General features: G+C 61.1%; 14 protein-coding genes. 12 read left to right on the forward strand and 2 right to left on the reverse strand.

Annotation, left to right across the window (positions count from 1 at the left end):
- Position 1 precedes the first annotated feature (1 nt).
- From GQB03_RS16195 to GQB03_RS16220, 6 genes are all read left to right on the forward strand, one after another.
- Entirely contained in the window at positions 2-1,540 is a 1,539-nt protein-coding gene (locus tag GQB03_RS16195) for a hypothetical protein (RefSeq protein WP_159691642.1), read from the forward strand.
- Positions 1,540-2,145 (forward strand): hypothetical protein, encoded by a 606-nt coding sequence (locus GQB03_RS16200; protein ID WP_159691644.1) that lies wholly within the window; start codon positions 1,540-1,542, stop codon positions 2,143-2,145. The genes GQB03_RS16195 and GQB03_RS16200 overlap by 1 nt, the downstream gene beginning before the upstream one ends.
- On the forward strand, positions 2,142-2,525 hold the full coding sequence (locus GQB03_RS16205) for a hypothetical protein (protein ID WP_159691646.1): 384 nt from the start codon (positions 2,142-2,144) through the stop codon (positions 2,523-2,525). The genes GQB03_RS16200 and GQB03_RS16205 overlap by 4 nt, the downstream gene beginning before the upstream one ends.
- Positions 2,522-3,739 carry a type II secretion system protein gene (locus GQB03_RS16210; RefSeq protein WP_159691648.1) on the forward strand — a complete coding sequence of 406 codons (1,218 nt, stop codon included), beginning with the start codon at positions 2,522-2,524 and terminating at the stop codon, positions 3,737-3,739. The genes GQB03_RS16205 and GQB03_RS16210 overlap by 4 nt, the downstream gene beginning before the upstream one ends.
- Positions 3,727-4,416 carry a type II secretion system protein gene (locus tag GQB03_RS16215; protein WP_159691650.1) on the forward strand — a complete coding sequence of 230 codons (690 nt, stop codon included), beginning with the start codon at positions 3,727-3,729 and terminating at the stop codon, positions 4,414-4,416. Before GQB03_RS16210 ends, GQB03_RS16215 begins: the two co-directional genes overlap by 13 nt.
- 106 nt (positions 4,417-4,522) lie before the next feature.
- Positions 4,523-5,821 (forward strand): adenylate/guanylate cyclase domain-containing protein, encoded by a 1,299-nt coding sequence (locus GQB03_RS16220; RefSeq protein ID WP_159691652.1) that lies wholly within the window; start codon positions 4,523-4,525, stop codon positions 5,819-5,821.
- Here GQB03_RS16220 and GQB03_RS16225 read toward each other — a convergent pair.
- Positions 5,797-7,503, reverse strand: a complete 1,707-nt coding sequence (locus tag GQB03_RS16225) for an ATP-binding protein (RefSeq protein ID WP_159691654.1) — start codon at positions 7,501-7,503, stop codon at positions 5,797-5,799. The genes GQB03_RS16220 and GQB03_RS16225 overlap by 25 nt on opposite strands.
- A 209-nt stretch (positions 7,504-7,712) precedes the next feature.
- Here GQB03_RS16225 and GQB03_RS16230 point away from each other — a divergent pair, with 209 nt between their 5' ends.
- Positions 7,713-8,351 carry a prepilin-type N-terminal cleavage/methylation domain-containing protein gene (locus tag GQB03_RS16230; RefSeq protein ID WP_159691656.1) on the forward strand — a complete coding sequence of 213 codons (639 nt, stop codon included), beginning with the start codon at positions 7,713-7,715 and terminating at the stop codon, positions 8,349-8,351.
- Positions 8,352-8,399: 48 nt separating this feature from the next.
- Here the strand turns inward: GQB03_RS16230 and GQB03_RS16235 are convergent, their stop codons facing one another.
- Positions 8,400-10,370: a cation:proton antiporter domain-containing protein gene (locus GQB03_RS16235; RefSeq protein WP_159691658.1), complete on the reverse strand. Its 1,971-nt coding sequence runs from the start codon at positions 10,368-10,370 to the stop codon at positions 8,400-8,402.
- A 111-nt stretch (positions 10,371-10,481) separates the two neighbouring features.
- Between GQB03_RS16235 and GQB03_RS16240 the strand changes: the two genes are divergently transcribed.
- The 5 genes from GQB03_RS16240 (at position 10,482) to phaP (ending at position 14,368) form a co-directional block, all read left to right on the forward strand.
- Complete coding sequence (locus GQB03_RS16240; RefSeq protein WP_159691660.1) at positions 10,482-11,468, forward strand: KpsF/GutQ family sugar-phosphate isomerase; 987 nt, start codon at positions 10,482-10,484, stop codon at positions 11,466-11,468.
- Between the two features lie 24 nt (positions 11,469-11,492).
- Positions 11,493-12,059, forward strand: a complete 567-nt coding sequence (gene lptC / locus GQB03_RS16245; protein WP_159691662.1) for an LPS export ABC transporter periplasmic protein LptC — start codon at positions 11,493-11,495, stop codon at positions 12,057-12,059.
- A gap of 5 nt (positions 12,060-12,064) precedes the next feature.
- Positions 12,065-12,631, forward strand: a complete 567-nt coding sequence (lptA, locus tag GQB03_RS16250; protein WP_159691664.1) for a lipopolysaccharide transport periplasmic protein LptA — start codon at positions 12,065-12,067, stop codon at positions 12,629-12,631.
- 96 nt (positions 12,632-12,727) lie between these two features.
- Positions 12,728-13,504 (forward strand): enoyl-CoA hydratase, encoded by a 777-nt coding sequence (locus GQB03_RS16255; RefSeq protein ID WP_159691666.1) that lies wholly within the window; start codon positions 12,728-12,730, stop codon positions 13,502-13,504.
- Positions 13,505-13,804: 300 nt separating this feature from the next.
- Positions 13,805-14,368: a phasin family protein gene (gene phaP / locus GQB03_RS16260; protein ID WP_159691801.1), complete on the forward strand. Its 564-nt coding sequence runs from the start codon at positions 13,805-13,807 to the stop codon at positions 14,366-14,368.
- The last annotated feature ends 49 nt before the right edge of the window (positions 14,369-14,417 follow it).

The following is a 14,417-nucleotide window of genomic DNA, read 5'->3' on the forward strand; positions in this document are numbered from 1 at the left end:
GATGAGCAGCCGCCACATCCTCTATATCACGTCGGACGGCCTGCGCTGGTTCCGGCTCAAGTCCGGACGAGCGGAACTGTTCGCCAGCTTCGACACCGGGGAGGCCGGCCAGCAGGTGTTCGCAGCCCGGCTTGCCGAAGTTCGCGAAACGGCCACGTTCGCCGTATTAGTAGATGTTGCCGACGAGGCCTTCCACGTCGATGTCGTGCCTGCGGTCAGTGGAAGCGACCGCCGAGCAATGCTGAATCGCAAGCTCGCGCAGCATTTCTATGGGAACACCTATACCGCTGCCACCAGTCTGGGCAGGGAGAAGACCGGTCGCAGGGACGAGAGAATCCTCTTTGCGGCCGTCACCCGGCAGGCGGTCCTCGAGCCCTGGATCGACGCCCTGACGAGAACCGAAGCAAGGGTAAGCGGGGTGCATAGCGTTCCTCTCTTGCTTGACCGCATGCTCGAGCGCAAGCGCAGCGGGTTCGGCCGATGTCTGCTGATCAATCTCACCCCGGCCGGCCTGCGACAGAGCTTCCTCGACCAGGGCCGCCTGCGTTTCAGCCGGCTCACGGCACACCACGACGGTGGAGCTGGCTTACTCAAGGGAAGCGGCAGCGACGAGATACGCAAGACCCACGCCTATCTGACCGGACAACGCCTGCTTGCCCGTGGTGAGCCGGTAGACGTGGTCGTCATGGCCGGCGAGCGCGAATTCGAGATTCTTGCCGGCCAGCAGCTCGGCACCGACGAGTTGCGCCTGGTGCTCGCGCCCTGCAGCACGATCGCCGCCCGCCTCAAGCTGCCCGCCCCCTCCGAAAGCGGTGACAGTCTGCCTCTGCTGCTCTCGGCACTGGACCGCGAAGCGGACTGTCTGCACCTGGGCAGCCAGTCGATTCTCCGCTTTCACCGGATCCACTTTGCGCGGCGGGCGGTGTTCGGCGCCGCCGCCGTCGTCCTGGTCGCGGGCCTGCTTTTCTCGGGCAAACTGTGGCTGGATAGCATCGACATCAGGGGCCATGCCGATTTGCTGCGCCAACGGGCGGCTGATCAAGACGTGCGCTATCGCGAATTGATCGGCAGTCTTCCGCCCCTGCCGGCACCACTTGAGCAACTTCGGACCCTGATCGACGATATCGATCGCCTGGAGTCGCTGTCGATTCCGGCGATACGGATTCTGCAGCCGCTGTCCCGCGCGCTTGAAAACGAACCGGAACTCACGCTCGTCCGCGTGCGCTGGCAAATCGATCAGTCCAGCGCCTCGGCGACGACAACGGCCGCGGACTGGGCGGCAGACACGCGGGTGATTGCAACCGCGGATCTGCGCTTGCCCGACTACCTCGAAGGTGACCAGCGCGGCATGATCGAACTGAGCGAACGATTCTCGACAACGCTGACACGTTACGCCGGAGATACGGTCAGAATCGTCCGGCTACCGATTGATCTCCAGTCCTCCCAGACGCTTCGGGGACGCGAAGGACGCGAAGCGCTGTCGGACCGCCCGGCCGCGCTGGAGATTCAATACGTGCTGAAGGGGCCGGGGAAGAACTGATGGAAGCCAGAGACCTCGTACGTCTGCGCACCCCGCTGTTCGTGCTCGCCCTGAGCCTTCTGCTGGCACTTGGTGCAGGCTGGCACGCAACGGTACGGCGACAGAAGGCCGTCGAGGACGAGCGGACAGCGAGCGGCGGTTTCAATGCGGCGCACAGCCGATACGAGGCCGCGCGGCGCGACGAAGCATTGATGCGCCTTACCATCAGGCGATTCCGGGTCCTGGAAGCTCAACACATGATTGGCGACGAATCCCGTCTCGGCTGGATCGAACGCTTGCGTGCCGCGCGAGAAGCGGCCGGATGGGGACAATTGGACTACGAGCTGCGGCCGCGCCTGCCGATTCCGATGCCGACCGCTCCGGGACGCTACGCGCTCACGGCGAGCCGCATGCTCGTCACCGGCGACATGCTGCACGCGCAACGCCTGATCACCTTTCTAGACAGACTGACGCTTGAAAGCTCCGCGCTGGTCATTGTCCGCAGCTGCGACATCAAGCGTCACAGTGAAGCCGAAATGACTGACCACGACGCGCCGCTTCAGGTCCGCTGCGAGCTCGACTGGATCACCGTCGCCGACAAGCCTACGGACGAGGCGACGCGATGACGCCGAGGAATTTCCTGCTGCTGCTCGGTCTTGCCCTGCTGAGCGGACCTGGCTGCGCGGAAGAGCTCGGCAGGCTGTTCTTCTCGCCCCAGGAGCGTCTTGAACTCGATCGACGTGGCGTCGTACACCCCGCGGCCCCCGCCCCCTCGGGCGATCGCGCGCCGGAATCGATACGCCTCGATGGGATCATCCGGCGCGCGGACGGGAGCGCAACCGTCTGGATCAATGGCCGCGAAGTGCCGCCGGCGGCAGCCAAACGCCTCTCGGGCGGCACCGCCGCGGCGGTGACCCTGCCTGACGGCCACCGGGTCAGGCTGAAGGTCGGCGATGTCGCCCCTCTCCCACCTATGGACGAAGCAACACCCGGGGACGGGCAGTGAACCGCCAGGGTGGAATCATCCTGCCCGCACTGCTGGTCTTCATGCTGGTCGGCATCATTGCCCTTGGCCTCGCCGAGTCGCGGCTCACATCGGATATCAAGGCTCGCCAGCATCGCCAGACCATTCGTGCGCTGGCAGATGCACGGTCGGCACTGGTCGGGTTCGCGCTGAGTTATCCGCTCACTCACACGGGCAATCCACGGCTGGGCCTGCTGCCCTGTCCGGACCTCGACAACGACGGCAGCTCGGACACCTGTGGCAGCCAGAATGCATTCTCCATCGGCCGATTCCCGTTTCGTACCCTTGGTTTGCCCAAGATGATCGATGGCAGCGGGAACTGCCTATGGTATGCCGTCGCAGGCAACTACAAGAACAATCCGGATCCTCCCGGGCCACTCAACTGGGACACCCCGGGGCAGTTCAATCTCGTGAGCAGCGGCGGCATGCCCCTCAATGACGCCGGCAACGGCCACCAGGCAGCGGTGGCGGTGGTGCTGGCACCTTCAGGGCCGATCGGTGGCCAATCACGCAGCGGCACATCGCACCCATGCCCGGGCGGTGATGACGCTGCGGCCGAGCTTGCTTCCTACCTCGAATCATCGATACCGGCACCAGGCCCTCTACCGGTAACGATCAGCGAGGGGCTGTTCACTGGCAATGCCAATAATGATCGCATCGCCTGGATCAGTGCCCAGGACCTCGGTCAGCAATTCTCCCGTACTGCATTTGTGAACGCGCACCTGCAGCAGATGCTCGACACCGCTCACGACAGGCTGTCGGTTCTGAATATCGATCCCGAATCGCCACTGGTCGACGCCAGCGGCAACCTAGCCGTTGGCAAACTTCCGAGTGCCGCCACCTTGATGATCGCACCTGAAGCGACGGCCAGGATCCATGACGACTGGCGCAGCATGACCTGGTACGCGCGCTGTCGCGACGGAACACAGTGCCTCGGCGCGCTGCTACAGACCGACCCTGACAATGCATCGGCGCTCACTTACGTCACCTGCCGAGGGATACTCGTCTTCGGCGGCTCAAGACGTCTTTCTGGACCACTTCAGTCGAGGCTGACGACCGCGCAACAAGCGGATCCGTCAGAATACTTCGAGGGCACGAACGTCGCTGCGCTCAGCACGCCGACATCGGGCTTTTCAGGACTGGACAAAATCAGCCTAGATCATCCGGACAGGGACGTCATCTCGTGCATTTACTGACGGCAATCCGCACTTTCAAGGACGCACGAGGGTTCACGCTCGCCGAACTCGCAGTCGTCCTGCTCATCATTTCGATTCTTGCTGCTGCATTCATCGTGCCACTCAGCGGGAGGGAGGAAAGTCGTCGTCGCCATGAGACGGAGGCGGCACTCGAGGAAATCCGCGAGGCTTTGATTGGCTTTGCGATCATTCACCGCCGACTGCCCTGCCCTACGGTTGAAACGAACCCGACCGTCGCCGCCTACGGGATCGAAGACGCGACCTGCAGCAAGAATGCCGAGGGCTACCTTCCCTGGCGCACCCTCGGAGTCGAGTCGCATGATGCGTGGGGCCGGCCACGCACCAAGGACACCGATCCGTGGACGGGGTATTGGCGGTACCGAGTAGTCCCATCCGTATCTCTGCCGACTGCTCATATCGATGTCGGCACGACCCTGGACGACGAACTGCGTCTCGTAGACGCCGACGGCAGTACCATGGTGGACGGCAAGGCGCTGGCGGCACTGGTGTACTCGACCGGACCGAACGGCACCCCCGACGGCGCGAATGCGAGCTACGAAGCCGGCTCCGTCGCAACATACGAGACCGGCGCGCCGACCACCACGTTTGATGATATCGTGGCGTGGATCGGCCATCCGTTATTGATCGCGCGCATGGCCGCTGCCGGGTCGCTCTGAACCTTGCCCGCGCAGTCTCTTTGGCCGGGACGCCTTTCCGGGCTCGACTCGGTCGGGTACTCCCATCCTTACCTCAGACCCTGGTCTGACGGTGAATCCGGAAACAATGCACGAGTTCATACAAAAGCTGCGAAGCGCCGGCATCACTGACGCAGACGACGAAAACACACGGCTCGCGAAGTCGCTGCTTGTTCTCGCGAGCGGTCTGGTCAGTATGGCCTCGGTCGTGTGGCTGATGCTCTACTGGAGTCTGGGGCCAAGACTTTCGTCAACACTTCCGTTCCTGTTCCAGCTCCTGCTCGCCGGCAACCTGGCGCTCTATATCAAGAGCGGGCGATTCGAATGGTTCCGGGCAAGCCAGCTCGCGCTCCTTCTGTTCTTTCCCTTCGTTGCGCAGTGGAGCATCGGCAACTTCATCACGGCCTCGGGTCTCATCCTGTGGGGTCTGCTGGCGCCGATAGGCGCAGTTCTTTGCATGGGCTCGCGCGAATCCACGCCTTGGTTCTTTGCCTATCTTTTCCTCACCGCGCTGACCGGCTTCTTCGATTACTACCTTGCAGATTTCAATCCGATCGGTGCCGCTGAAATTCCGATCCGCACGTCGGTCGTCTTTTTCGTGCTCAACTTCGTTACGATTTCGGCCATCGTCTTTGCCATGCTGCGTTTCGCCGTTGCCGAACGCGACCGCGCCCAGAAGCGCCAGGCTGAAGCCCACCGCCTACTCCAGGCCGAACAGATCCGTTCGGAACGCCTGCTGCTCAACATCCTCCCCGCACCGATTGCGAGACGGCTGAAGGACAGCGACCAGACCATCGCAGACGGCTTTGCCGAAGTGACGGTCATGTTTGCGGACATCGTGAATTTCACCCAGATCGCCAGTGGCATGAGTGCCGAACGCGTATTTTCGATGCTCAATAACGTATTCTGCCGCTTCGACGCGCTCGCCGAATCCCTTGGTCTGGAAAAAATCAAGACGATTGGCGATGCCTACATGGTTGCGGGCGGACTCAACAGCGAAGCACCGGATGCCTGTTACCGCATCGCTCAGCTCGCTCTTTCGATGCAACAAACCTTGCCAGAACTCGAGGGCTCGGACACCCCACCCCTTTCGCTGCGTATCGGCATTGGAACCGGACCGGTCGTCGCGGGAGTCGTCGGTCGCAAGAAATTCATCTACGACCTATGGGGCGACACGGTCAACCTGGCGAGTCGCCTCACTTCGGAAGGAAAACCCGGCGTCATTCAATGCGACGAACGCAGCCACCAACAGCTTCATCACATGTTCGAATTTTCCGCCCCTGTCGAACTCAGCCTCAAAGGCAAGGGGAAGGTCGTGGTCTACCGACTGGAGCGTCCCTCATGCGCCTCAAGTGTCCTGCCCTACTCAAGCCCGGTGGCAGGCTGATCCAGCACAAAGCGGACACAGCCGGAACGATTCTCGGCCAAGCGAATCCGGAAGCCCAACCTGTCGGCGAGGCGGGCCGTTTGATAGAGTCCCATGCCAAGCCCCTGATCCGACTGAAGTGGTTGACTGAATAGCCGCCTGACAATTTCGGCCGGCAGCTCGGCACCACTATCTTCCACGCTCAGCGTCAATCCATCCAGCGAGACGATGATCCGCAGGTTGGCATCGCGATGCCGTTTGGCCTCGGCGTTCTGAATCAGGTTTTCCAGCGCGCTGTCGTAAAGCTGATTCGGCACGGACAACGGCTCAGGCCGGGAAATCGCGAGAAATACCAGACCTTCTCCCTGATGGCGGGACCGGGCGCCAAACCACCATCGGTCGAGCGCCACGAACTCAATCTGCTCAGGCCCGGCCAGCTTCAACTTGTCGAGCGTGCCTTCAAGTCTCCTCGCAATGAGTGGCAGCTGCTTGAGGAACAACCCCCTGGTTGCCGCATCATCGCAGTCCGGGCGCTCGACCGCTGCGCAAAGAGCGTTGAGCGACTGCAGGAGATTCTTCACGTCGTGCGTCAACCGCGCGCCTGTTTCGTGAACCGCCTCGAGGTACGAGCGCGTCTGTAGCTCCCGGGTGTGGCACTTCTCACGATAGAACTCCGCCAGTACCCGCAGGAGCAGGTTGTAATGCCAAACCAACGCTGCGCTCGGCGCGCGCGCGAAGCGCAATTCGACACGCAACCCCCGGTGCATGAATTCACGGACGATTCCAACCGCCGCACCGAACTGATGTTCGTCCTCGCAGGCCTCCACTTTCCACGCCCCCCCGACCACACCGGGGAAGCGAACGAGGCCCGAAATCTCACGGGCAATGAAACGCTCCGGATCCGACTCGGCCAGCGCCTGGGTCGTCATGCCGTGCAGCCATTCCTCGAACGACAGGCCGGTCGACAACAATCGTCGCGAAAGCTGCAATCCAAGTCCTGCATGGCCCCGCTGCGGATTCCACGCCCAGGTGAGCACGAAAAGAGCGGCTGCCATTCCCATGACCGACATTGCCAACGCGCGGAAGTACGGTTGCCCACCGATCTGCATCAATGCGATGCCGCCCAGCACAGTTACCGCCAGCACCAGCAGGATGAACAGGGAAGACAGGAGATCGATGCCCCCCAGCACCTCCCCTGCCTCGTTTCGCTCTGCAGGCAACGAAGCAATCGCAAGCAACAATACCGGCGATCCAAACTGCATGAGGCTGGAAAAGACATCCAACCCAAGCTTGTCCCCCGGCACGACCGAGGGCAACAATTCGAGCATCAGCAGCAGAATCAGAAACACCACCGCAAGCTGGTACGACAGGCGAGCGAGCACCGAATGCGCAACGAACGCGCGCCCCGCGACCACAGCCGCGAGCACCACGACCCACACGACCATTACACCCGCCGAAAGAACCGCAAGCAGGGCTCCGAGGACGCCTGTCATGATCAGCAGATCGCGTGCGGCAAGGCGATAACGTGCCCTGACGACGGGCTGCCAAAGCAGGAACAGCCCAAAATGAGCGACCACAAGTGTTTTGCCAACCGGATCATCGAGCCCCTGAATCACGGCCAGCATCAACACCAGAAGGGCTGCGGCGAGCAAGATTTGCCGCCGCGACAAGAGCGTGCTCAGGTCATTTATCCAGCGTGGCATCCTGTCGCATTCCTTCCTTGAAGACGGCTTGTCAACATACTGACGCCATGTCGAAATATTGACGCCAAGCTGTCGAATTCTTGACACATCAAACTACATTTGACCGCCAAAAGACAAAATAGCGCCAAAGTCACCGGCATGAAGCTTGCTTCAACCATCGCAAGAGTGTCAAAACATGCAGTCAGTCACTGCATCGAGCGGAGAAGGCAATGGTAAGACAACAATCCGGCTTTACCTTGGTGGAAATGGCCGTTGTGCTGGTCATCATCGGTCTGCTGCTTGGCGGTGTGCTGAAAGGTCAGGAGCTCATCAACAGCGCCAAGGCCAAGAGCCTTGTCAATGACTTCAGGGCAACGGCGACTTTTCTCTACGGTTATCAGGACCGCTTTCGTGCGCTTCCGGGCGACGACGCCGCGGCCGACACCCACATCGGCGGCGTGAAGGCGACGACCGGCGGCACCCTTGGCAACGGACGCATTGAAGGTGCATGGGACTCAACCACGGAAACCGACGAATCGGTGCTGTTCTGGCAACACGTCCGGCTCGCCAACCTGACGTCGGGTACCACGACGGCCCCGACTGCAGCAACGATTCTGGCGTGGTTGCCACGCAATGCAGAGGGCGGCAGGATCGGCATTACGAGCACAGTCCCGATCACCGGCCTGACCGGATCATTTTTCGTCTGTCAGGGCAGTCTTTCCGGACGATTCGCACGCCAGATCGATACAACAATGGACGACGGCATCAGCAACACCGGAACGGTACAACTGACGACCGAAGCGACAAAACCGACAGCCAGCGCCACCGTGACCGACACCGGCACCTACACCGTGTGCGTCGCCTACTGACGGATGGTCAGAAGCTGGATGAGCCACTTGCACACGGCTCATCCAGCTTCATCCGCCTCGCAGAATACGCATCTCCGCGAGTTCGAGGTTAGCCGGCACACCAAGCAGAACGAGCACATCGCCCTCAGCGACCACGGTTTCGGGCGCCGGGCTCAGGCCACGGATATTGCGTCTGCGCACAGCTGAAACCGTCACGTCAAGCAATTCGAGTTCAAGCTCGGCAAGTGTTCGTCCAATCACATCGGCGCCCGCTGCGACGACCACCGCATGGAGGCGGGATTGCTGTGAATCGGGCCCTTCCTGCTCGTCGCTGACACCATGGAAAAAGCCGCGCATCAATTCGTAGCGCTGGTTCCTGATTTCACGGATACGACGAATTACGCGGTTGAGCGGCACCCCAACCAACGCCAAGGCATGCGAAGCCAGCATGATGCTGCCTTCGAAGGCCTCTGGCACCACCTCGGTCGCCCCCCCCTGGGATAGCTTTTCCATATCGGCTTCGTCAGCCGCACGGGCGATAACCGGCATATCGGGCCGCAAGGCATGCACGTGGTACATCACGCGCAGCGCCGCTTCAACCTCCGCAAACGAGATCAGCACCGCCGAGGCTCTGCTGATACCCGCCGCCATGAGCGTTTCGCGCCGCGCAGCGTCACCGTAAACCACGGTGTCACCCGCCGCTGCGGCTTCCCGCACACGCTCCGGATCGAGATCCAGCGCAACATAGTCGACGTTTTCCTGTTCGATGAAGCGCGCCATGTACTGACCGCTTCGTCCGTACCCACAAATGATCACGTGGCCCTGGGTACTCATCGACTTGGCCGCTACCCTCGTCAACTCCATGGAGCGCAGCAACCATTCCGAAGCGACGAAGCGCATGACCAGTTTGTCGCTGACCTGGACGATCAGGGGTGCGATCAGCATCGATAACACGAGCGCCGCGACAGTCACCTGCATCACCGCCGATGGCAAGAGGTTCAGGCCGTCGATAAGCGAAATCAGGACAAATCCGAATTCACCACCGGCACACAACCAGAGCCCCGACCGCATCGCGGTACCGGCCGACGCGCCGAACGCCCGCGAAGCCGCCGCGACGACCGCAAACTTCAGCAGAAGTAGCGCCAGCAACAGGCCGAGGACGGCAGGCAGATTCACGACGATCGTGCGCACGTCCAGAAACATGCCTACCGTCACGAAAAACAGACCGAGAAGCACATCCCGAAACGGCTTGATATCCTCCTCGACCTGATAACGGTATTCCGTTTCTGAAATGAGCATTCCGGCGAGGAAGGCACCGAGTGCCATAGACAGTCCCACGGATTCGGACAGCCAGGCCAGGCCAAGCGTGATCAACAGAACATTTAGCATGAACAGCTCGCCCGAACGCCGCCGGGCGACCAGCGTGAACCACGTCCGCATCCAGCGTTGGCCGAACACCAGCACGACAGCAAGCAGGATGACAGCCTTGACGCCCGCGACGCCAAGCGTCAAGGCAAGCTCGCCGGCCGGCCGCGACAGCGCAGGTATGACAATCAGGAGCGGCACCACCGCAATATCCTGAAAGAGAAGAACCCCTATGGCTTCCCGCCCGTGACGCGAGTCGAGCTCAAGGCGATCGGTGAGAAGCTTCGACAGAATCGCGGTTGACGACATCGCCACGATCCCACCAAGAGCAAAGCTCCCCACCCAGCCAAGCCCGGCCAGCTTGCCGACAAGCGTCACCAATGCCATGGTGCCGAACACCTGGACGGCCCCCAAACCAAATACGATGCGCTTCATGCTGAACAAGCGCGGCAACGAAAACTCGAGGCCGATCGAGAACATCAGGAAAACCACGCCGAACTCGGCAAGGTGGCCGGCGCCCTCCCCTTCGGACATGAGGTTCAGTGCATGCGGCCCGATCGCCGCCCCCACCATCAGATAACCCAGCACCGGAGGCAGATTGAAGCCGCGAAAAAGCGCCACCATGAAGACCGAGGCAGCCAGCAACAGCAGGACCAGTTCGAGGGTATTGGTCATCGAGTCATCTATACCGAGAACGCTTTGAACGGGCGGTGCGGCAACCGATCGGGCAATGCCCGTCTGTTATACTTTTCAGCCTAGTCTAACGCCTGCCTGCCGCTCAACGAAATGATGACAACGCCGGACATTCTTGAACACAGCCTGGAACTGGCCCGTCGTGTTCTGCATATCGAAGCCCGCGCGGTCGACGCACTGGCTGACCGCCTGAACGGCGAGTTCCTCGCGGCCGTCGAACTGGTGCTCAACCGCCACGGCAGAGTGATCGTAACCGGGATCGGCAAGACCGGGCATATCGGTCGCAAGCTTGCGGCCACGCTCGCCAGCACAGGCACACCGGCTTACTTCGTCCACGCAGCCGAAGCCGCGCATGGTGATCTCGGCATGATCACTCCGGAGGACATCGTCATCGCCCTGTCCAACTCAGGGGCGAGCGAGGAACTCCTCACCATCGTTCCCCTGGTGAAACGTCAGGGCGCCAAGCTGATTGCCATGACCGGGAACCCCGCCTCTCCGCTCGCGCAGGCGGCCGACGTCCATCTTGACAGCGCCGTTGCGGAAGAAGCATGCCCGCTCAATCTGGCACCGACAGCCAGCACCACCGCGGCCCTTGCGCTCGGTGACGCGCTCGCAGTGGCCTTACTCGATGCACGAGGTTTCGACACGAACGATTTTGCGCGCTCGCATCCTGGCGGTACGTTGGGGCGACGCCTCCTTACCCGGGTAAGCGACGTGATGCGCGGGATCGACACGGTACCCCAGGTCGGGCCCGAGGCGAAGCTCACGAGCGTCCTGCTCGAAATGTCTCGCGGAGGAATGGGCATGGCGGCGGTGGTCGGAGAACAGCACGCGATCATCGGTATCTTTACCGACGGCGACTTGCGACGCACTTTCGAGCGGGGCGTCGACGTGCGTCATGCTTCGGTAATCGAGGTGATGACGAGGTCTCCCCGCACGATTTCGCCGGACGCGCTCGCCGCCGAAGCCGCTGCCGTAATGGAGTCGGCCCGCATCAGCCAGCTTCTTGTGAGCGACGAGCACAATACCTTGCTCGGTGCCCTCACCACCCTGGACCTGATGCGCGCCAAGGTGATCTGAGCATGCTCAGCCCCCAGTAGCGGCATGCGAGCCGATACGCTACACCGGCTTTTTCCAGTCGTTGCGCTTGGCGCGCTGGCGGCCGTTACGCTATGGCTCGAGCGGATCTCGAGGCCGGTAGAGCAAAGCGTGCCCGTTGCAGCCTCGAGCGGCCCGGACATGGTGGTCGAGCGCTTTTCCGTTCATCGCTTTGATTCCGCTGGGCGCCTGCAATATGAGCTCTCTGCCCGAACCATGCGTCACTTTCCGCTTGACGGTCGCACCGATCTCGACGAGCCGAAACTCCGTTTTTACGGGGTGGACCGTACTTCCCACGCAAGCGCAACCACAGGATCCGTGAGCACCAATGGCGAACGTGTTTTGCTGGAAGGCAACGTCATCGTTGTGCGCGAAGCTTCGGCGGGCAAACCGCAAGGCGAAATACGCACGGAAGCACTGACTATCTGGCCCGATACCGAAAAGGTGGAAAGCGCGGTACCGGTCTCCTATCGCGAAGGCACCAACACGGTCACCGCAGCAACACTCTCAGCCGACAATCTGCGCGGCAATCTACAACTCGGTGGCGGAGTCAAGGCCACCTTCTCCCGGTAAGCAAGATGCCAATCCGCCTCCTGATAGCCTGTCTCTCGATGACCCTGGCAAGCATGGCCGCCCATGCCGAACGCGCCGACAGCAAGCAACCGGTCAATATCGAGGCCGACCGCGTGTCAGTGGACGACCGCAACAAGACGCATACCTTCGAGGGTAACGTGATCCTCAGCCAGGGCACGCTGTCGATCCGCGGCAACCGTCTGGTCGTTACACAAAATGAAGATGGATTCCAGAAGGGCGTAGCGATAGGGGGGGCCGACGGACGTGCAAGTTTCAGGCAGCGACGTGAAGGTCGCAACGAATTCGTGGAAGGGCTTGCCGAGAAAATCGAATACGACGGCCGCACAGAGAAGGCGACCCTGGTAGGGCGTGCCGAGGTACGGAGCGGCGGTGATCTGGTCAAGGGACAATACATCGAGTACGACGGCATGACGGAGAACTACCTCGTGACCAATGGCAGGGCGCCGGGCACATCCTCCAGTGAGAGCAGCCCGCGGGTAAAAGCGGTCATCCAGCCCAAAGGCATTCCGTCTGCGCCGGCCACGACACCGCAGAGTCCGGGCTCCAACTAGAAACGGGTTTCTCAATAGACGGACGCTTTACCCGGCGGGAGTCTGTCACGCTCCCTCCATTCACACTAGGCGCAAAACACCGAGAAAGGAGAATCGATGGAATACGAAAACATTCTTGTTGAAAGCCGTGACCGTGTAGGGCTGATTACGCTCAACAGACCCAAGGCGCTCAACGCACTCAACGATGCGCTGGTCGACGAGATCGGCAAGGCGCTCGACCGTTTCGAAGCCGATGAAGGCATTGGCGCAATCGTCATCACCGGATCCGACAAGGCCTTCGCTGCCGGCGCAGACATCGGCGCAATGGCCGAGTTTTCCTATATGGACGCCTACAAGGGCGACTACATCACCCGTAACTGGGAGCGGGTCAAGACCTGCCGAAAACCCGTCATCGCGGCCGTTGCCGGCTTCGCGCTCGGCGGTGGCTGCGAACTTGCGATGATGTGCGACATGATTTTCGCCGCGGACACCGCGAGGTTTGGCCAACCGGAAGTAAAACTCGGCATTCTGCCAGGTGCGGGCGGCACCCAGCGGCTGCCGCGTGCGGTTGGCAAGGCCAAGGCCATGGACATGTGCCTGACTGCGCGCATGATGGACGCGACAGAAGCGGAACGGTGTGGACTCGTGGCGCGAGTCATCCCCGCCGACAACCTCATGGAAGAAACCCTAGCAGCAGCCCAGACCATTGCGGCTTACTCGCTGCCCGTGGTCATGATGATCAAGGAATCGGTCAACAGGGCCTTCGAAAGCGGTCTGCAGGAAGGTCTGCTTTTCGAGAGGAGGGTTTTCCACTCCGCCTTTGCGCTGGACGATCAGAAGGAAGGCATGGCCGCTTTCGTCGCGAAGCGCAAACCCGAGTTCAAGCACCGCTGAACACGATTCAGCCCTGCAAGAGTGTCCAGAATGCTGCCGTGCAGAAATCCACTGCAAATTCCGGCAGCATTTTTTCAACCTCATTAAAAACTCGAGAAAAACAAACACAAGTTACTGTTTAAAGTGAAATTTTTTCAAACAAACGTTTGCCCGCACTAGTAGGTCGTCAATACTCGCCATCAAGTTGACTTCGAATCGACTTCTCCTATAATTCGGATCGTGTCGCAGCGCAACATAAAAACAGAACAGTGTGGCTGCGTAAAACGCTTTGACACCGCTTCACCACTAGGAGATACAGGCATGTTCGCAACACCCGAGCAGCTCGCTGCTACCAACAAGGCAAACATCGAAGTCGTTCTGACCTTGGCCAACACTGCGTTCGCAAACGCAGAGCGCCTTGCCGCACTGAACCTGAACACCGCTCGTTCGGTGCTGGAAGATGGCGTCGCGAACGCCAAGGCGCTGCTCGCGGCGAAGGATCTCCAGGAACTGGTAAGCCTGCAGACCGCCATGGCCCAACCGATGATCGAGAAGGCCGTTGCCTACAGCCGCAATGTGTACGAGATCACCTCCCAGGCCCAGGAAGAGGTTGCCAAGGTTGTCGAGGGGCAAATGAGCGAAGCGAACAAGAACGTTGCCGCCGCTCTCGAAAAGGCAGCCAAATCGGCGCCCGCCGGCTCCGACGTTGCCGTAGCTGCAGTCAAGTCTGCAATCGCGGCAGCCAACTCGGCTTATGACAGTATGACCAAGGCTGCCAAGCAGGTTGCGGAAATCGCCGAAGCGAACGTCGCTGCCGCGACCAGCGCAACCGTCAAGGCAGTTGGCGCTTCGACGAGCAAGGCCGGATCCAAGAAAGCGGCCTAATTGCCGTCTGGATCGGCAAGAGAAGCCCCGCGTGACGCGGGGCTTTTTC

The organism is Cognatazoarcus halotolerans (assembly GCF_009800965.1).
Lineage (GTDB): Bacteria > Pseudomonadota > Gammaproteobacteria > Burkholderiales > Rhodocyclaceae > Cognatazoarcus > Cognatazoarcus halotolerans.